17 protein-coding genes and 2 pseudogenes are annotated in these 17323 nt (G+C 67.3%); 7 read left to right on the top strand and 12 right to left on the bottom strand.

What is annotated here, in order from left to right; genetic code table 11:
• The first annotated feature begins 29 nt into the window (after positions 1-29).
• A complete protein-coding gene (locus tag NBT81_RS10380) occupies positions 30-1097 on the top strand; it encodes a zinc-dependent alcohol dehydrogenase family protein (protein ID WP_338738226.1) in 1068 nt (355 codons plus the stop codon).
• On the opposite strand, the gene NBT81_RS10375 is transcribed toward NBT81_RS10380, so the two are convergent.
• A complete protein-coding gene (locus NBT81_RS10375) occupies positions 1094-1945 on the bottom strand; it encodes a COX15/CtaA family protein (RefSeq protein WP_338738224.1) in 852 nt (283 codons plus the stop codon). The two genes, NBT81_RS10380 and NBT81_RS10375, sit on opposite strands and share 4 nt — an antisense overlap.
• A 163-nt stretch (positions 1946-2108) precedes the next feature.
• Here NBT81_RS10375 and NBT81_RS10370 point away from each other — a divergent pair, with 163 nt between their 5' ends.
• Positions 2109-4355: an NADP-dependent malic enzyme gene (locus NBT81_RS10370; RefSeq protein WP_338738222.1), complete on the top strand. Its 2247-nt coding sequence runs from the start codon at positions 2109-2111 to the stop codon at positions 4353-4355.
• A 6-nt stretch (positions 4356-4361) separates the two neighbouring features.
• Here the strand turns inward: NBT81_RS10370 and NBT81_RS10365 are convergent, their stop codons facing one another.
• Complete coding sequence (locus NBT81_RS10365; protein WP_338738220.1) at positions 4362-5012, bottom strand: ribonuclease H; 651 nt, start codon at positions 5010-5012, stop codon at positions 4362-4364.
• Between the two features lie 85 nt (positions 5013-5097).
• Positions 5098-6012, bottom strand: a complete 915-nt coding sequence (locus NBT81_RS10360; protein WP_338738218.1) for a mechanosensitive ion channel family protein — start codon at positions 6010-6012, stop codon at positions 5098-5100.
• Between the two features lie 190 nt (positions 6013-6202).
• Here NBT81_RS10360 and NBT81_RS10355 point away from each other — a divergent pair, with 190 nt between their 5' ends.
• Both NBT81_RS10355 and NBT81_RS10350 read left to right on the top strand, forming a co-directional pair.
• Positions 6203-6745, top strand: a complete 543-nt coding sequence (locus NBT81_RS10355; RefSeq protein WP_338738216.1) for a CBS domain-containing protein — start codon at positions 6203-6205, stop codon at positions 6743-6745.
• Positions 6746-6776: 31 nt separating this feature from the next.
• Positions 6777-7724, top strand: a complete 948-nt coding sequence (locus NBT81_RS10350) for a DMT family transporter (RefSeq protein ID WP_338738214.1) — start codon at positions 6777-6779, stop codon at positions 7722-7724.
• Position 7725: 1 nt separating this feature from the next.
• Here NBT81_RS10350 and NBT81_RS10345 read toward each other — a convergent pair whose 3' ends face one another.
• Positions 7726-8418, bottom strand: coding sequence for an AAA family ATPase (locus NBT81_RS10345; protein ID WP_338738212.1), 693 nt, complete (start codon positions 8416-8418; stop codon positions 7726-7728).
• A gap of 268 nt (positions 8419-8686) precedes the next feature.
• On the opposite strand from NBT81_RS10345, the gene NBT81_RS10340 reads away from it, so the two are divergent.
• Both NBT81_RS10340 and NBT81_RS10335 read left to right on the top strand, forming a co-directional pair.
• The gene (locus tag NBT81_RS10340) at positions 8687-8947 is read left to right on the top strand and encodes a hypothetical protein (protein WP_338738210.1); all 261 of its coding nucleotides are present in this window, start codon (positions 8687-8689) and stop codon (positions 8945-8947) included.
• Positions 8948-9000: 53 nt separating this feature from the next.
• The gene (locus tag NBT81_RS10335; RefSeq protein ID WP_338738208.1) at positions 9001-9186 is read left to right on the top strand and encodes a hypothetical protein; all 186 of its coding nucleotides are present in this window, start codon (positions 9001-9003) and stop codon (positions 9184-9186) included.
• Positions 9187-9195: 9 nt separating this feature from the next.
• Here the strand turns inward: NBT81_RS10335 and NBT81_RS10330 are convergent.
• From NBT81_RS10330 to NBT81_RS10310, 5 genes and pseudogenes are all read right to left on the bottom strand, one after another.
• Positions 9196-9399 (bottom strand): annotated as a pseudogene (locus NBT81_RS10330) (2Fe-2S iron-sulfur cluster-binding protein); the annotation flags it as partial.
• A pseudogene (locus NBT81_RS10325) lies at positions 9396-10687 on the bottom strand (RNA-guided endonuclease InsQ/TnpB family protein). The pseudogenes NBT81_RS10325 and NBT81_RS10330, both read right to left, overlap by 4 nt.
• A gap of 90 nt (positions 10688-10777) precedes the next feature.
• Positions 10778-11008: a hypothetical protein gene (locus NBT81_RS10320; RefSeq protein WP_338738205.1), complete on the bottom strand. Its 231-nt coding sequence runs from the start codon at positions 11006-11008 to the stop codon at positions 10778-10780.
• Positions 11005-12432 (bottom strand): DASH family cryptochrome, encoded by a 1428-nt coding sequence (locus tag NBT81_RS10315; protein WP_338738203.1) that lies wholly within the window; start codon positions 12430-12432, stop codon positions 11005-11007. Before NBT81_RS10315 ends, NBT81_RS10320 begins: the two co-directional genes overlap by 4 nt.
• A 43-nt stretch (positions 12433-12475) precedes the next feature.
• Positions 12476-13096 carry a metal-dependent hydrolase gene (locus tag NBT81_RS10310; RefSeq protein ID WP_338738201.1) on the bottom strand — a complete coding sequence of 207 codons (621 nt, stop codon included), beginning with the start codon at positions 13094-13096 and terminating at the stop codon, positions 12476-12478.
• A gap of 118 nt (positions 13097-13214) precedes the next feature.
• Here NBT81_RS10310 and NBT81_RS10305 point away from each other — a divergent pair, with 118 nt between their 5' ends.
• Complete coding sequence (locus NBT81_RS10305; protein ID WP_338738199.1) at positions 13215-13922, top strand: helix-turn-helix domain-containing protein; 708 nt, start codon at positions 13215-13217, stop codon at positions 13920-13922.
• A 267-nt stretch (positions 13923-14189) separates the two neighbouring features.
• Here NBT81_RS10305 and hmgB read toward each other — a convergent pair whose 3' ends face one another.
• The 3 genes from hmgB to NBT81_RS10290 all read right to left on the bottom strand — a co-directional run bounded on the left by hmgB (position 14190) and on the right by NBT81_RS10290 (position 17273).
• Complete coding sequence (gene hmgB / locus NBT81_RS10300; RefSeq protein WP_338738197.1) at positions 14190-15527, bottom strand: hydroxymethylglutaryl-CoA synthase; 1338 nt, start codon at positions 15525-15527, stop codon at positions 14190-14192.
• A 149-nt stretch (positions 15528-15676) separates the two neighbouring features.
• Positions 15677-15946 carry a hypothetical protein gene (locus NBT81_RS10295; RefSeq protein WP_338738195.1) on the bottom strand — a complete coding sequence of 90 codons (270 nt, stop codon included), beginning with the start codon at positions 15944-15946 and terminating at the stop codon, positions 15677-15679.
• Between the two features lie 46 nt (positions 15947-15992).
• Positions 15993-17273, bottom strand: a complete 1281-nt coding sequence (locus NBT81_RS10290; RefSeq protein ID WP_338738193.1) for a type IV pilin — start codon at positions 17271-17273, stop codon at positions 15993-15995.
• Positions 17274-17323 lie beyond the last annotated feature (50 nt).

Here is a 17323-nt window from a genome sequence, read left to right as displayed (position 1 = left end):
ATTTGCCCCGCCGCGCCGTCGGGTCCGCCATGCGCGCCGCAGTGCTCCGGGACCACGGCGAACCGCTGGAGATCGAAGACGTCGACTGCCCCGATCCGTCCCCCCACGGCGTCGTCGTCGCCGTCGAGGCCTGTGGTGTCTGTCGGAGCGACTGGCACGCCTGGCAGGGCCACGGCGAGTGGGTCGGTGATCGGGTGTCCGACGGGCAGATCCTCGGTCACGAACCGGCCGGTCGCGTCGTCGCCGTCGGCGACCGGGTCCGGACCGTCGCGGAGGGTGACCGCGTCGCCGTCCCGTTCAACCTCGGCGACGGCTCCTGTCCCCAGTGTCTGTGCGGTCACGGCAACGTCTGCGAGGACGGCCTCGCGCTCGGCTTCCAGCCCGAAGCGCAGGGCGCGTTCGCCGAAGAGGTCCACGTCCCCCACGCCGACTACAACGCCATGCGCCTGCCCAACGGCGTCGCCGCACGCGACATGGCGGCGCTGGGCTGTCGGTTCATGACCGCCTTCCACGCCCTCACCGCCCGCGGCGGGGTCGGAGGTGGCGACTGGGTCGCCGTCCACGGCTGTGGTGGAGTCGGGCTCTCGGCGGTCCACGTCGCGGACGCCCTCGGCGCGCGGGTCGTCGCCGTCGACATCCGCGACGCGGCGCTGGACCTGGCGAGCGACCTCGGTGCCGACGCCGTCGTGAACGCCGCCGGACGCTCGGGCCGCGAGGTGACCGGCGAGGTTCGGGCGGCGAGCGACGGCGGCGCACACGTCTCGGTCGACGCACTGGGCGTGGCGGAGACCTGCCGGAACTCGGTGTTCTCGTTGCGTCGGCGCGGGACCCACCTCCAAGTCGGGTTGACGACCGACGAGGAGCGCGGCGAGGTATCGCTCCCCGTCGAGCGGATGGCGATGATGGAAGCGGACTTCAAGGGGGTGCGCGGGATGCCGCCGACGCGGTACGACGAGTTGCTCGGGCTGCTCGAGTCGGGGGCGATCGAGCCCGGTCGACTCGTTCGCCGGGAAGTGACCCTCGACGACGTCCCCGATCGGCTGGCGGCGATGACCGACTACGGGACGACGGGCGTCGAAGTCGTCACCGAGTTCTAGCCGGCGACCGACCCCGCCGGGTCGTCGTCTGACCGGGCCCGCCGCGCGAGGACGGCCGCGAGTGCGATGACGACCCCCGAGACCAGGAACGCCCCCGCGTTGACGAGGCGAACGGTCGACGTGTAGAAGACGAGGTCGCGACCGAGGAGCATCGCGACGAACAGGGCGGCGAGCGCCGTGGCGGTGGCGACGCGGAGGTGCGGGACGGGCGAGGCGGCGAGCCACCGCGTCGCCGCGAGCAAGGCGGCGACGGCGACGAGCGACGCGCCGTAGAAGACCGCTTGCACGGCCGGTCCGTACGGGATGGGTGCGAAGACGCGGCTGACGAACGCGCCCGCGATCACCGCGCCAAAGGCGACGGCGAGCGCCCGGCGGATCCGGTCGAGGACCGGGCCGTCCTCGCTCCGGGCGGACAGCGTCGTCCACACGAGCAGCGAAAAGATGGTGAGCGCGACGGCGAGGTGTGCACCCTGCGTCGGGGCCGAGTAGCCCGAGGGCAGGAAGCCGTTCAGCGTGACGGTCACGGCCCCGATACTGATCTGGAGGGGGAGCAACACCACGGAAAGCGTCGCGGTGAGTCGCTCCTCGACCCCGTCCCGGCGCCACGACCAGAGCGCGGTGCCGAGGATGAACCATCCGGTCACCATGGCGACCAGGCGGTGGAACCACTCGATGAAACTCGGGATGGTCTGGGGGAGGAGGCCGCCATCACAGAGCGGCCACTGCGCCGAGCAGGCCAGTCCCGACCCCGTCGCAGCGGTGTAGATGCCGAGCATGACGAGGCTGAGCGTCAGACCCGTCGTGAACGCGGCGAAACGGGGGAACGTGACCCAGTCGCGAAGGCTCATACGCGCGCTCGGGACCGGGTGCACTTAGGCCTGTCCGAACCCTCCCGGCTACGGGGAACGACCCCAAACGTTGATGTGTGGGAACGCGGGAGTCGACGATCATCGATCGGTTGATCGACGTACCACGGATAGCTTTTTGTCTACCCCACTTGTGGTCGCGGCCATGGGACTCGACGACGACGCCAGGGAGTACCACCGGCAGGACCCTCCCGGAAAGATCGAGATTTCGACGACCAAGCCGACGAACACCCAGCGGGATCTGAGTCTGGCCTACTCCCCCGGCGTTGCCGCGCCGTGTTCGGACATCCACGACGACCTCGACCTCGCCTACGACTACACAGCGAAGGGGAATCTGGTGGGCGTCATCTCCAACGGGTCCGCGGTCCTGGGCCTGGGCGACATCGGCGCGCAGGCGTCGAAGCCGGTGATGGAGGGGAAAGGCGTCCTCTTCAAGCGGTTCGCGGACATCGACGTCTTCGACATCGAACTCGACTTCGACGATCCGGCGGACGTCGTCACCGCGACGAAGGCGATGGAACCGACCTTCGGGGGCATCAACCTGGAGGACATCAAGGCCCCCGACTGCTTCGAGATCGAGGAGCGCCTCCGAGAGGAGATGTCGATCCCGGTGTTCCACGACGACCAACACGGTACCGCGATCATCATCGGGTCCGGCCTCGTCAACGCCGCGGACATCGCGGGCAAGGAGCTCGAAGACCTGTCGGTGACTCTCTCGGGGGCGGGCGCGAGCGCAATCGCGACCGCCGAGTTCCTCGTCTCGCTGGGCGTCCCCCGGCACGGCATCACGATGTGTGACTCGACGGGCATCATCACGACCGACCGCGACGTCAACGAGTACAAGGCGCGGTTCGCGAGCGACCGGCCGGCCGGTGATCTGGCCGACGCCATGGCGGGCGCGGACGCCTTCATCGGCCTCTCGGTCGGCGGCATCGTCAGCCCCGAGATGGTGCGGTCGATGGCCGACGACCCGATCATCTTCGCGATGGCCAACCCCGAACCCGAAATCGACTACTACGACGCCAAGGAGGCCCGCGACGACACCGTCATCGTCGGCACCGGGCGCTCTGACTTCCCCAACCAGGTGAACAACGTCCTCGGGTTCCCGTTCCTCTTCCGGGGTGCGCTGGACGTTCGCGCCACCGAGATCAACGAGGAGATGAAAGTCGCCGCCGCCCGCGCCCTCGCAGACCTCGCCCGGCAGGACGTGCCCGACGCCGTGGTGAAGGCCTACGGCGATCAACCCCTCCAGTACGGCCCCGAGTACATCCTCCCCAAGCCGGTCGATCCACGGGTGATGTTCGAGGTGGCACCGGCCGTCGCGGAGGCGGCCATGGACAGCGGCGCGGCCCGCCGGTCGCTCGACCTCGACACGTACGTCGAGGACCTCGAAGCCCGCCTCGGCAAGTCCCGTGAGATGATGCGGGTCGTCCTCAACAAGGCCAAGACCGACCCCAAGCGCGTCGTCCTCGCCGAGGGGGACGACGAGAAAATGATCCGCGCGGCCTATCAGATCGCCGAACAGGGGATCGCGCTCCCCGTTCTGATCGGAGACCGCGACGGGATTCGACGGACGAGAGACGATCTCGGCCTCGACTTCGATCCCGAAGTCGTCGACCCCGAGGCGGACGAACTGGACGCCTACGCCGACCGCCTGTACGAACTCCGCAAGCGCAAGGGCGTCACGCGCCGGGAGGCGCGCGAACTCGTCCGCGACGGCAACTACCTCGGCAGCGTGATGGTCGAGGTGGGTGACGCCGACGCGATGTTGACGGGGCTGATGCACCACTACCCCTCCGCGCTGCGCCCGCCCCTACAGGTGATCGGCACGGCCGAGGACGCCGACTACGCGGCCGGCGTGTACATGCTCACCTTCCGCAATCAGGTTATCTTCGTCGCCGACGCGACGGTGAATCAGGACCCCGGAGCCGACGAACTGGCCGAAATCGGTCGACACACGGGGGAGTTGGCCCGGCGGTTCAACGTCGAGCCCCGGGCGGCGTTCCTCTCCTATTCGAACTTCGGGAGCGTCGACAACGCGGGAACGCGCAAACCCCGGCAGGCCGCCGAGATGCTCCGGAAGGACGTCACCGTGGATTTCCCGGTCGACGGCGAGATGCAAGCCGACACCGCGGTGGTCGAGGACATCCTCGAGGGTACGTACGACTTTGCGGAGTTGGAGGATCCGGCGAACGTGCTGATCTTCCCCAACCTCGAAGCCGGGAACATCGGCTACAAACTCCTGCAACGACTCGGCGGCGCCGACGCCATCGGCCCGATGCTCGTCGGCATGGACAAGCCGGTCCACGTCCTCCAGCGGGGCGACGAGGTCAAGGACATCGTCAACCTGGCCGGCGTCGCCGTCGTCGACGCACAGGAACGCGACGCGTAACGCAGGTCAGTCGCCGGCGCGTCGTTCGGTCCGCGACGGCGGCGGGATTTCGGTTCCGGTCCCGTCGGCGCCCTCAAGTCGGCCCGGACCGTCGCCGAGGGTGGGGATCACACACCGGTCGCTTCGGTGGTTGACGTGTGCGTACTGTTCGGGCGCGTTCGCGAGCGGGTGTGCCGGATTGGCACGGCCGTCGATGCGGGCGGCCCGGAGTTCGTCGAAGTCGCCGATCCGGGCGCGGATGCCCCGCCAGTGGAACTCGCTTCGGGACGGGACCGAGACCGGATGTGTCCGCTCCCACTCCGGATCGCCGGCGGCGAGGACCGCGTGGTTGACGTTCGCCGCGAGGTCGTCGTGGTCGACGAGGACGCCGACCCGCGACCCCGGCGGCGTCCGGGCCGCGAGGACGTCCAGTCCGAGGTGGAGCGCCCGATACTCCGCGACGTTGTTGTCGGGCGGCGCGTCGGACAGCGAGAGGCGAGCGACGCGCGTCCCGTCGTGTGCCTCGATGACCGCCCCGAGGCCGCCGCCGTCGCTCCGATAGGAACCGTCGGTGGCGACGTAGAAGTGTCGGTGGTGGGTGCGCGGCGGGTGCGCGATGTGGGGCGTGGGCGAGTCGTCGAACAGGTCACGGAGCGTCGGACGGCCGTGAACGGCCATACGAGCCGTTTGGTGTCGGGGTACTTAAACGTACGGCGGAAGTCGTCCACCACCGACTCGACCCGCGCCGACGCGCGAGCGGCGATCAGTCGTCGGAGACGGCCCCCGCGTCGCCCGGTGGCGACGTATCGATCGATCCCTCGACGCGCCGGTGGGGGTAGGGGATCGAGATCCCCGCCGCCTCGAAGCGGTCGGTGACGTCCTTGACGAACCGCCCCCGGATTCCGAGGAAGTCGGAGTCGCCGGGATCTCGGATCCAGATCCGACTCTGGAGGTCGAACGACGCCTCGTTGATCTCCATCAGTTTGACCGACGGCTCGGGGTCGTCGAGGATCTCCGCCTCGGCGTCGGCGGCGTCCATGATGTGGCACATCGCCTCGTCGATGTCGTCCTCGAGGCCGATGCGGAACGTGAACTTGAGCCGGAGTGTCCCGTTCGTGTCGTAGTTTTTGATCACGCCGTCTGTCAACTGCAGGTTGGGGACCGTCAGATGTTCGTTGTCGAACGTCCGGACGCGGGTCACACGGAGGCCGATGTCCTCGACGAACCCGGAGTTACCCTCCCACTCGATCCAGTCGCCCGTACGGAACGGCCGGTCGGTGTAGATGAAGACGCCGGCGACGAAGTTCTTGATCACGTCTTGGAGCGCGAACCCGACTGCGAGCGTGGCGGCCGCCCCGACCGTCGACAGGGCAATAAGGATGTTTCCGTAGCCCGCGAGCGCGAACCCGAGGCCGAGCGCCACCACGACGACAACCGCGTAACTGAGCACGCGAAACGGCTTCCGGGCGTGGCCATCGACCCCACGACGACGAAGTAGGCCGTCGACGAACGGGACGGCGATCCTCGTTCCGAGGGCGTAGAGGGCCACGGATACCACGGCGAACACGGCCGCGGAGCCGATGGCGCCCGCCAGCGCGGGGGGAATCCCGACGTCGGTGAGGTACTCGCCGACGACGCCGACCTCGCCGCCTCCCGTCTGGAGGGGAGCCCCGATCATCTCCCTTCACCAACCTGAGCGGGAGACTCGCCCGCCCACCGGACGGTCGACTGCGGTTCGACTCCCGTCTCGACACCGGATCGTGTCAGTAGAGCCATACCCGACCATGTGTCCCGTCCCGTTAATCGATGGCGACGGCGACGGTGGCGGGCCCGCAACACCTACCCGGGCGACGGCCCTCGTACCGCGCATGGCTCTCACTGCCCGCGACCTGATGGAGACGGACGTCGAGACGGTCGCCCCGGACGACGAGGTGAGCGAGGTGCTCGGCCGACTGGCACGCGCCGACTTCAACGGGTTTCCGGTCGTCGACGACGAGGAGTCACGGTCCTCGGACGGCCGGCCACAGGCCGGCGGTCGCGTCGTCGGCATCGTCACCCAACACGACCTGGTCCACCTGTTCCAGACCGAGGACCGGACGCTGTGGCTCCCGGTCGGCCTCCCGCCGTTCACCCAGACGCTGACCTACGCGGTCGACGTGTCGTGGGACGACCTCGACCTCGGAATCGACCTAGCCAGAAACGCCGGCCGGCCGATCCGCGAGGTGATGACGGCGGACGTGGTGACGGTCGCCACGGACACCGACCTCGAGACGATCCTCGATCTGTTGGCGGACGACGAACGCGACATCAACCGGCTGCCCGTCGTCGACGACGGGGAGTTGGTCGGCATCGTCGCCCGGCAGGACGTGTTGCGCGCAGTCCGCGACGAGCGGCGGCGATCCGAACCGTAACGTTGAGTGGGCCGTCGGCCCGACGGAGGCCGTGAGTCGCTACCGAAACCTCGCGCTCTTCCTCTCGCTCGCGGCCGTCTGGGGATCCGCGTTCATGGCGATCAAGGTGGGCCTCGACTCTTTCCCGCCGGTCCTCTTCGCGGCCGTCCGGTACGACGTGGCCGGGGTCGTCATGCTCGCCTACGCGGTCCGCGTCGTCGACGACCCCGTGCCACGGGAGCGTGGCCAGTGGGCGCTCGTCGCCGTCGGGTCGACGCTCCTGATCGCCGGCTACCACGTCCTGCTGTTCGTCGGCGAGACCGACCCTGCGGTGACCAGCGCAGCCGCCGCCGTCATCGTCAGTCTCAGCCCCGTGTTGACGACGGCGTTCGCCCGCGCGTTCCTCCCCGACGAACGCCTGAGCGTCGTCGGGGTCGTCGGGCTCTGCTGTGGACTCGCGGGCGTAGTCGTCATCGCACGACCAGACCCGAACGCGCTCTTGGCCGGGGGCGTCGTCGCGAAACTGCTGGTGTTCGGCGCGGCGGCCGCGTTCGCGCTCGGGTCGGTGTTGGTCCGCCGGATCGACGCCGAACTGCCGATCGAGACGATGGAGGCGTGGTCGATGGTCGGCGGCGCGCTCCTGATGCACGGGGTCGCGCTCGGGGTCGGCGAGTCGCTTTCGGACGTGACCGTCTCGATCGAAGGGCTGCTCGCGCTCGCGTACCTGTCGCTCGCGGCCAGTGCGCTCGGCTTTCTCATCTACTTCGACCTGCTCGAACGCCTGGGTGCCGTCGAGATCAACCTCGTCTCCTACGTCGCCCCCGTCTTCGCCGCGCTCGCGGGGTGGCTCGTCCTCGACGAACGCCTCTCACTCGCGACCGCTGGCGGCTTCGCACTCGTCTTCCTCGGCTTCGTGCTCGTCAAGCGGCGGGCGATCCGACGGGAACTGCCCCTCCTCCGGTCGGCGGTCACCGGCCACGGGAGCGACGCCGACGAGTGAACTACACGTCCACGTCGCTGGTCGTGAACGCGCCCTCGTCCGTTTCGGGGACGTACCCCTCGACCGCGGAGAGCACGATGTCGAGGACGGTGTCGGCGTCCCACCGCGCCGTGTTCAAGGCGAGATCGTAGAACGAGCGGTCGTCCAAGTCGATCCCGTAGTAACTCTCGTAGCGCCCGGCCTCGCTCACTTCGCGGACACGCATCAGCGCACCGACCTCCTCCTGGTCGCTGAGCCGTTTGAGACCGCCGACGTCCTCCGGCGTGCGCTCCTCGGGGCGCTCGATCACGTAGTTCACCTCGTGGTCGCTGAGTCGCTCGATCCGGACCTCCTCCGGTGCGTCGAGCCAGATGCGCAGGTCGGCGCGGTTGCCCGCCACCCACCCCGCGAGTCGCGATTCGAGGATGAACGCCTTGTTCGCGGCCCCCCACTCCTCGGCGATCCGGCGCAGACGCTGGTCGAGTGCCCGGTCGATCTCGTCGTCCTCCTCGGCCTTGGCGATGAGTTGCTGGAGCGAGAGGTCGTGTTCGTCGGCGAGGTCCCGGAAGATGTCGCCGCCGATGACGTAGCCACAGTCCAGGGCTTCGGCGAGTCCCTCCGTAAGCGTCGTCGCACCACACCCCGGCGGCCCAGAGACGGTGATGAACAGATTGCTGTCGACTTGCCGCTCCGTGGTGGCACTCGAATTCGACATGAACGTTCGTCATGCCATACGCGTCACCGTCATTAAGAGAACACCGGTTCGCGGTTGCGGCGCCGGTCGTCGAGGGGGATCGTTAGATCCACTCTAGGGAATTAGAATAAAAAAGTGAGAGGGTGTTATAAAATTTTAGAGCTGCTGAGAAGCCATCGAAGTAGCTGGCCGCAGCCACGCACACAGGGCATGAAAATCCCCGAAACGACGGCAACGCTCGTCGGGGTATATGGGTTCGGGGGTGTAGGGGTAAGACGAGGTGTCCCCGATGTCGAACTCGTCCCCGACCGCCCCGATGGATCGATTGCCCCGTCTGAACGAACTCGTCGACACACAGCCCCTCGGCCGGAGTCTGGCCGTCGTCGCCGCACCCCTCCGCTTCGTCGCGTTCTGGGCCGCCGTCGCGCTCCCCTTCCTCTACGTTCCCCTCCTCGTCGGCGGCCTCGAAGGCCAGCAGTTGGCCGTCTTCGTCGGCCTCCTCGCGACGAACGCCGCGGCACTCGTCCTGGGTCACGAGTACGGCCGGTAGTTCCTCGGACGAAAGCGCAATCAATTATGTGACTGGGGTACGAGCGGTGTGATATGCTCGGGTTCACACAGCGCAGCCTGATCGGTCTCGTCCTACTCGTCGTGGGAACGGTCGCTTTCCTCCCGGCCGTCTTCCCCGGAACTAGCCTCACTGTCGACCTGTTGCCCGTCGTCGCGACGGCACTGCTGACTATCGGCACCTACCTCATCGGCACCGACGTCGACGGGTATCCGGCCTGATCGCCGCGCTCACCCCTCCCGTCCACCCCAGAGCACCTTCTCGGGGATCCGGACCCGCACGTCCCGGTCGAGCGTCACCCGACAGGAGAGCCGTGGATACCCCCAGCGCGCCGCGAGGGTGTCGTGCCAGTGTTCGGGTGCGGGTCCGTCGTCGAGTCGGACGCCACAGGTGGCACACAGCCCCCGACCACCGCAGTTCGCCCGCTCCGTCAGTGACCCATCCCTAAAGGGGTGGGCTTGCTGGTGGACTCTCGTTCTGCCGAACAGGGGTGTCGGACGCCACGTCAGTAGCGTTCACCGTCATCACCCCCAGCTTTAGGGCGTACTGACAGAACGCCCCTCCAGCAGGGGACTTCTGCCCCCGCTGGAGTTTCACCGCTAACTTCCGCGCAATATTTTTCGCCGCGTTATAATCCGCATTCACCGTGTACGAGCAATCTAAACAGTCGAAGTGTTGGCCGTCACGGTTCTCTTCAAGCGTACAGCCACACTTCGAACACTGCTGACTCGTGTACTGTGGCTCTACCTTCTCAACCACAATGCCGACAGATTTGGCCGTGTGCTCTGTCTGGTTCTGGAGCGCACGGAACGCCCACTGCTGAAACTTCTTGCCATCGCTAATACGTTCCCGGATCTGCTCTAAGTCCTCGAACGCGATGTGCGTACACCCGTGTTGCTGGGCTTCAGCGACCAGCTCCTTCGAACACTGGTGCAAGTAATCCTCACTCCACCGTCCGAACCTGTCTCCGAGACGTTGGAACGTCCAGTGGGCTGCTTCCGTCCCAGTCTGTTGAAGATTAGCGCGGCGTTTCTCGAACTCGCGGCGCTGATGATTCAGATAATCAGCGTTGCCGATGAACTCTCCTGTTGAGGTAACGGCGATGTGATCGTCAACGTTGCAGTCCACGCCGAGGACTTTCGAATCCTCAGCTTTCTCAGGACTACTCGTGTCAACTTCCGTTTCCATCGCCGCGTGGAGGTAGAATTCGTCGGCTTCGCTGTCGTAGTGGACAGTGCTCGTCGAGAAGTCGTAGTCGTCGTTCAGCAGGTACTCGCCATGTGGCGTGCCGTCAGGGTCGTCAGGCAGGTCGTACTCGCATTCGACTCTGCCGTTGACCGTAGCGAGACTGACTTTGTCGCGGTAGTAGGTGGCGGCCCGCTTGTCGTAGACAATGCTGAACGTGTCGTACTCTGGCTTGCTGGTGTTTTCACTCTCTGCAAGCCTGTCCACGCAGTTGTCGATGTCGTTGGTGGCGCGTTTGATAGCTTTCTGAACAAGATTTGCGTGCAGGTAATCAGTTTCTTCCCGAAGGTCGTCGTAAATGGCGTTTTCAGCTTCGCTTTTGCTGGTTATGCAGTCTTCGTCGGGATAGCGCCACGCCCAGTTACTCGTACGGTTGGCGCAGTACTGGAATTTGGTGTTGGTGGCGTGGAGGTCACTCTTGCGGTCGTCAGGCACATCGAGTCGAACCCGCACGGTTCGAGTTATCTCCCACACCATTTGTATCACAGTACTAGCTACTCTTTATTGATATTTTTGAATATATGGGAGAGTCAGCAATACAGATTATCGGTTGATATGTAGTGTGGCTTACGCGCTTCCTCCCACCCCTGAAGGGGTGGGCTTCCGCGCTGCTACCGCTGTGACCCGCGTGTACGGCGAGTAGCCGGCGTCGCGGAGCACGTCCCGGAGCGTCGACCCTTCGGGAGCCGCTATCACTGCCGTTTGGGTGTCGGATTCCCCGTCGCGGACCTCCACGTGGACGTACACGACGCCACAGCGGTCCACACCGTCCGCGTCCGCCGACCGGTGATCGCTCATCCCAACGCCTCGGGGTCGACCATCGGACGCGGGTAGTCGACGCCGAGTTCGACCCCGTGTGCCGCCAGTTCCTCGGCGGTCGCACGCCACGGTTCGTGGGCGTGGGCCGCCGGCAGATCGGCGAGTTCGGGGAGCCACTGCCGGACGTACGCCGCCTCCGGGTCGTACCGCTTCGCCTGTCCGAGCACGTCGAACGAGCGGTTTCGCGAGTCGTTGCCCACGCCCGCGACGTAGGCCCAGTTGCCGTAGTTCGACGCCGGATCGTAGTCGATCAACCGCATCTCGAAGTAGGCCGCCCCCCGCCGCCAGTCGATCCGGAGATCGTTCGCGAGAAACGACGCGGCGTTCTGCCGGCCCCGGTTCGACATGTAGCCAGTCGCGTTCAGTTCCCGCATGGTGGCGTCGACGAAGGGGATCCCCGTCTCCCCTCGCTTCCACCGATCCAGCGCGTCCTCGTCGTTCCGCCAGTCTATCTCCCGCCGGCGGATGCCACCCGGCGCGAACGGCGTCGTGCCGTGCTTCGCGAACTGGAACTGGAAGAAGTCCCGCCAGCGCAGTTCGAACCGGAGCCAGTACGTCGAGTCGTTGGCGACGCGGCAGTTCTCGTACTCGTCGACCGCGGCGTGCACCCGCCGCGGCGAGAGACAGCCCTCGTTCAGCCAGGGCGAGAACTTCGAGGAGTAGTCCCGGCCGAGCAGACCGTTTCGAGTCTCCTTGTACTCCCGTAGCGAGTCAGTCTCCCAGAGATACTCGTCGAGTCGGTCGAGTCCGGCGGACTCGCCGCCCTCGAAGGCGAGGGCCGCGCGGTCGTCGATGGGGTCGGCCTCGATGCCGAGGGCCGCGGGGTCGGGGAGCTCTCCCGCGTCCACCCCGCCGGGTCGGTCGGGGATCGACGGGATCGGCAGCGGCTCCCGGATCGACGCCGACGACTCCACCGACTTCCGGAAGGGTGTGTACGTGTCGTCGATATCGGCCACGTCGTCAGGGAGGTCGTCGGGGTGGTACAGCGTGTGCCCCCAGTGGCGATCCAGCGGGGCGTCGAGTTCGGTCTCGACTCGCCGTTCGGTCGCCCGCTCCTCCGGCGTCGGTCGGGTGTGGACGTGGACGACGTCGGCGTCGATCCGGTCGGCGAGGTCGGCGACGACGCGTTCGGGGTTGCCGACCCGGACGACGAGGTCGCTCCCTCGGGTGCGGAGACGCGCACGGAGGTCGGCGACTGCCTCGGTCCGGAACGCCGTCCGACGTCCGCCGGTTTTCGGGTACTCGAACGACGCCGATCCCCCGAACGCGGCGGTGCCGTACCGGCGGGGGTCGAAGACGTACACCGGGAGGAGGCGGTTGGCGTCCGCCGCGGCGACGAGCGCCGGACTGTCGTGGAGGCGGAGGTCACGTCGGAGCCACAGGAGCGTGGTGTCGGAGGCCATCGCACCCCGTAACGGCCACAGTCACATCAAACCGCGGCGTGGGTCAGCGGTCCCGGAAGCGCGCACCGAGCGTGAACGCGCCGAGCAGGACGACGAGCGTCTGGAACCCCGACCGGACGACCGGGAAGATCCGCTCGACGTCCTCGGGTTCGTCGCCCCGCGACGGGTCGACACCCGTCCAGTAGTGGGTGTTTTGGGTCGTCGACGGCGCTTTCTCCGGCGGCGACAGGTCGACGAACGTCTGGACGACCCCCCGCTGATTCGACAGCAGGAGTTCGCCGTCGACGGTTAGGAACCGGTCGTACAGCGGGTAGAAGGCGTTCACGCCGTTGGTCATCAGGTCGGGGAGAACGCCCCCGAACAGCAGTGCGGCGACGGCGACCCACGAGACGTGGACGCCGCGCCCACCCCAGTGGTCGCGGAGCCAGGATGTCTCCCGAACCCGGGTGTCGTAGGCGAGTAGCGCGCCGGCGGCGAGCGGGAGGAGTAACGTGTGCAACAGCGCCCGGTGTGTGCCTTGGAGGTAGAGCCCGGCGAAGGTGTCGAGGTCCGGAACGGCCGTCGCGGCGAGGACGACGGCGACCGATCGCCGGTCGAAGTCGTCGCCCAGCAAGGCGGCAGCGACGATACCGCCGACGGCGAGGTGGACGACGGTCGAGGGCATGGATGATCCTTGCGCGTCAACGGCTTGAATCCACGGCCCAGTCGACCGTTCCGGTAGCCTTTTGCGGTCACCGCCCCGGATTCGGGTATGGTGTGGTCCCACGGGTGGTGGCCGAGAAATGAGTGACGAACCCCGCGACGACCTCGCCAGACGCATCGCCGGCGAGATAACGCTCAGCTCCAACCCCGGCGCGACGCTCCGGAAGTGGCGAACCGACTTCGACGTCTCACAGACGAAACTCGCCGACCGACTCGACGTCTCGTCGTCGGTCATCTCGGACTACGAGAGCGGGCGACGGGAGAGCCCGGGTATCGGCGTCGTCAGCCGGATCGTCCGGGCGCTACTCGACATCGACGAGGCCCGCGGTGGCGGTCGGATCCGCCAGTACGCCCGCGTCATCTCGGCCGGCTTCGAGAGCGACATCGTCCACGACCTCCGCGAGTATCCCACTTCCGTCCCGATCGACCGCCTCTACGAGGCGCTGGACGCGACGGAGGTGGTCGAGAGCGACCACGACCACGTCAGCGGTCACACGGTCATCAACAGCATCGAGGCGATCACTCGCCTGCCCAGCGAGGAGTTCTACCGTCTCTACGGGCAGAGCACGAACCGGGCGCTCGTGTTCACCGACGTGACTCGGGGCGAGTCGCCGCTGGTCGCGCTCCGGGTCGTGAATCCGACGCCGAACGCAGTGGTGCTCCACGGCCTCACCCCGGACGACCTCTGGGAGTACGCCCCGGAACTCGCCCGCATCGACGGGTTCGCGCTCGCCACGTCGACGCGCGACCTCGACGAGGTGCTGGCGGAGTTGCGGGCCTTGCCGTAGGCACCGCCGCCGGTACGAACCACGCACGTGTGATCGATCCGGGGTGTCGAGCTCGGGTGGCGCTACCCTCGACGAGGCCAACCCGAGCAGAGCGATCCTCGACGACGCCGAGCCCACGCCGACCTCCGCTCTGCGAACTTCGCTTTCGTCGACCTCCGCGGCGCGAAGATGGAACACGGAGAGATCGACCCATCGGACGTGGAACTGGCGGGCGCCATCACCGACCGCGCGCCGAAGCGCAACTCGACGGAGTGACCGCCGGGGCCCTCACTCCACGTACTCGTACGTCCGCTCGTTCATCCGCCCCCACCCGGTGAAGACGAACTCGCCGCTCGGGACGGTGAACTCCTCGCGCTCCCGCTCTTTTTCGTGGTTGTGTGCGTCGTGGACGCGGCCGTACTCCTCGAAACTCAGGTCGTAGCGCCGGGAGAGCTGTTCCTCGAAGTCGAGCGCCTCGACCTCCTCGCGCCAGCCGTCGGCGACGGTCTCTGCGTGCATCTCGGCCTGCGCGCCGGAGCCGTAAGAGCCGACGAGGAGTCGCTCGCCGGAGAGCGCCCGTCCCGTCTCCGCGGCGGCCTTGAGCGCGCTCACGCGAGCGACGTGGACCGAGCCGGTGTACCAGTTCCCGACCTGTCGCGAGAGCGTGAGCGTCGGGTCGATGGCCCGCGCGTACCACGTGTCGTACGTGTCGGTCTCCTTCAACAGGTCCATGTACTCCCGGATGGCCTCCTCGTAGGCGTCCCAGTCCTCGTAGTCGTCTTGGCGGGGCTGGCGGCCGATCTCTCCTTCGAGGCCGTCCTCGATGTCGGTGTCGCGGGTCATGTGTCGGAACCCGAGCAGCGCGGCCTTCCGGACCATCCCCGGGAACGGCGTGTGGAAGGGGATGTACGCGAAGTCGTCGGGGTGGGTTCGCCCGGCAACGCTCTCGAAGTCCTCCAAAGCCTCGCGCATCCGTGCGAGGTAGACCTTCACCGAGCGCTTGCCGTCGACGCTCGGGAACTGCTGGTTCGGCTTGAGGAAGTCCGTCTCGTCGGCGCTACCGTACCCCTGCTCGGTCGAAATCTCGACCAGCGACGGGTCCTCGTCGACGAGCATCGCCACCGCACCCGCACCTTGGGTGGCCTCGCCGGGGTCACCCCGTGCGTACAGCGCGGTGTCGGTGGCGATCACCAGCGCCGCACGCCCGCGATTCCGTCCCGCCTTGATCCAGTTGTACGCGTCGTCGACGCTCTGGGTGGCCGCGACGCAGGCGAACTTCCGTTCGCCCTTGTTCGCGTGATGGAAGTCGCCGTCGTAGACGTCCTCGAGGCAGCCGGCGATGTACGTCGAGACGGGTTTGGAGTTGTCGAACGCGCTCTCGGTCGCCACGTCGATGCGGCCGATGTCGTCCGGTTCCAGCCCCTTCCGGTCCATCAGACGCTTGGCCGCGTTCGCGCCCATCGTGACGATGTCTTCGTAGGTGTCCGGGAACGAGGAGGCCCGCAGCCCCAGCCCCTTCGTGTACTTCTCCGGGTTGTCGTCCTTGGCCGGCGCGAACGTCTCGGCCAGGTCCAAGGCGAGTTTCCCCGTCCAGATTTCGATTGCGTCGATGCCGACGGCTGTCATACCCTCGGGTAGCGGGAGCCGCTATATGGGTTTGTCGATGCTGGATACGTCGGACGTCGAAATACGGGTTCGGCGGAAGCGAGGTCGAACGACCGGCGGGAGTGAGACCTCGAAGCGGAGCGGCGAGGGACGAGCCGGGGATCGACCCCCTACAGCCCGCCCTGGCCGCCGCGGAATCCGACCGACAGGTCGACGTCGGACGGGAGGAGGGTCCCGGCTGCGTGCTTGCGGGCCACGACGCCGGCGAGTCCGGCGCTCAGGGCGAGGCCGAAAGCCACCATCGTGGCCATGACGCGGGGGGCGGTCGGCCCCGCAACTAGGAGCCAGCCGACGAGAGCGACGCCCGCGCAGGCGGCGAGGGCGCTCACGGTGAGCAGTCCCGTTCCGGCGAGTGCGACCAAGCGCGTCGTCAGCGACATTCGTGCGGGTTTCCTCGTGGACGAGGGTGTCTTTTGCGGCCGGGTATCACTTGTTCCGTCCCGGTGCCGAGCCGGAGTTCCCTGGATCGTCGCCGTCATCATCGTCATCGCCCTCGTCGCAGTCGTCCCCGCCGTCCTCACACTCAACTCCCTCACCGTCGGCTTCGTCGAACACCCTCAGTGTGTCGACCACGGCCCCTTCGTCGTCGAAGACGAGGATCGTTAGCTTGTACTCGGTTTCGGCCCGGTAGTCCGCATCGAGCGTCTCCTCGCCATCCGCCGTATCCAGGGTCGCAACCTCGCCGTCGCTCCACTCCCACTCGGGCGGATAGACGACCGTGTCGCCGTTTCCGTTCCGGTTGACCATCCCGAGGACCACGCCCCCAAAGTTCCCCTCCGTCTCCACCTCGTAGTCGAAGCGATACTGGACCTCGTCGGTCTCCGGATCGCTCTCATCGGTGATCGTCGTATCGTCGTCGAGCGTCGGGCTGTCGGATTCGCTCAGGTCGCCACCGAACCGATCCTCCGTGTCCGCCCGGTCCGTGATCGTTCGGTTCCGACCCACACTGCCGTCGTCGTCGTACGTTCGGATCGTGATCGTGTACGGTTCGTCGGCGCCGTAGTCGCCGAGGAACCCGACGCTTCCGCGGGGACGGTCGGCGCTCAGTGTCCGGTCGTCGGCGTCCTCGCCGTCGAACTCCACTTCCACCCGGTCGAAGGAGTCGTTCACGGACCCTACGTCGTACGAGACGACGAACTGTGGGGCGTCCCCGTCGAGATAGGTCAGGTCGTTGACCCCGACCGCGATGGATTCGTCCGCTCCGTTCCCGTCGTCCCCGCGGTTCGTCCCGCCCGAAACGGCCCCCTCGCTGTCCCTGGCCCCGAGGTTCCCGCCCCGGTCGGCGACGACCGGATCCGTGCTCGCCGGGCTCCGCTCGGTGTCGAACAGGATCGTGTTCGACGGCTCGTGGATCAGCGTTACTGCGACGACGCTGTCCGCGTGGTAGTCACGGCTGACGCGCCACCCCTCGCCGGGGTCGAACGCGTCGTCGCCCCCCGAGAGCGTGCCGTCCGCCCAGTCGAGACCCGTCTCGCTCCCGTTCACTCGGACGATCAGGCGGAGGTCCGCGCTCGGGAGCGCGTCGCCGCCTTGGTGGGAGATGTCGATCCCGCCGGTCCCGATATCGCCGGTGATCTCCGCCCGGACGGTGTCCGTCCCCGACGTGAGCGGGCCCAGCGCCGCGGCTCCGGCGATCCCGACGACCACGACGACGAGACCGATGACGAGGATAGAGCCGACCGCTTCGGACTGGGCGCGGTCGTCCATCGTCCCCCGATAGCCGGTGGATGGGTATCAATGTGCGGCTACCAGTATCG

It is taken from the genome of Haloplanus sp. CK5-1 (assembly GCF_037201915.1).
In the GTDB taxonomy this organism is placed as follows: Archaea; Halobacteriota; Halobacteria; order Halobacteriales; family Haloferacaceae; genus Haloplanus; species Haloplanus salilacus.
Note: the sequence above shows the minus strand (reverse complement) of the source record. Positions and strands in the feature narration are given on the sequence as shown.

Coding starts and splice junctions, on each gene's coding strand:
- NBT81_RS10310 (WP_338738201.1), bottom strand. CDS start 13,096: ATGCCCTCGACCGTCGTCCACCTCGCCGTCGGCGGTATCGTCGCTGCC.
- NBT81_RS10355 (WP_338738216.1), top strand. CDS start 6,203: ATGGCTCTCACTGCCCGCGACCTGATGGAGACGGACGTCGAGACGGTC.
- NBT81_RS10370 (WP_338738222.1), top strand. CDS start 2,109: ATGGGACTCGACGACGACGCCAGGGAGTACCACCGGCAGGACCCTCCC.
- NBT81_RS10360 (WP_338738218.1), bottom strand. CDS start 6,012: ATGATCGGGGCTCCCCTCCAGACGGGAGGCGGCGAGGTCGGCGTCGTC.
- NBT81_RS10320 (WP_338738205.1), bottom strand. CDS start 11,008: ATGAGCGATCACCGGTCGGCGGACGCGGACGGTGTGGACCGCTGTGGC.
- NBT81_RS10380 (WP_338738226.1), top strand. CDS start 30: ATGCGCGCCGCAGTGCTCCGGGACCACGGCGAACCGCTGGAGATCGAA.
- NBT81_RS10335 (WP_338738208.1), top strand. CDS start 9,001: ATGCTCGGGTTCACACAGCGCAGCCTGATCGGTCTCGTCCTACTCGTC.
- NBT81_RS10365 (WP_338738220.1), bottom strand. CDS start 5,012: ATGGCCGTTCACGGCCGTCCGACGCTCCGTGACCTGTTCGACGACTCG.
- NBT81_RS10305 (WP_338738199.1), top strand. CDS start 13,215: ATGAGTGACGAACCCCGCGACGACCTCGCCAGACGCATCGCCGGCGAG.
- NBT81_RS10290 (WP_338738193.1), bottom strand. CDS start 17,273: ATGGACGACCGCGCCCAGTCCGAAGCGGTCGGCTCTATCCTCGTCATC.
- NBT81_RS10295 (WP_338738195.1), bottom strand. CDS start 15,946: ATGTCGCTGACGACGCGCTTGGTCGCACTCGCCGGAACGGGACTGCTC.
- hmgB (WP_338738197.1), bottom strand. CDS start 15,527: ATGACAGCCGTCGGCATCGACGCAATCGAAATCTGGACGGGGAAACTC.
- NBT81_RS10315 (WP_338738203.1), bottom strand. CDS start 12,432: ATGGCCTCCGACACCACGCTCCTGTGGCTCCGACGTGACCTCCGCCTC.
- NBT81_RS10345 (WP_338738212.1), bottom strand. CDS start 8,418: ATGTCGAATTCGAGTGCCACCACGGAGCGGCAAGTCGACAGCAATCTG.
- NBT81_RS10340 (WP_338738210.1), top strand. CDS start 8,687: ATGTCGAACTCGTCCCCGACCGCCCCGATGGATCGATTGCCCCGTCTG.
- NBT81_RS10375 (WP_338738224.1), bottom strand. CDS start 1,945: ATGAGCCTTCGCGACTGGGTCACGTTCCCCCGTTTCGCCGCGTTCACG.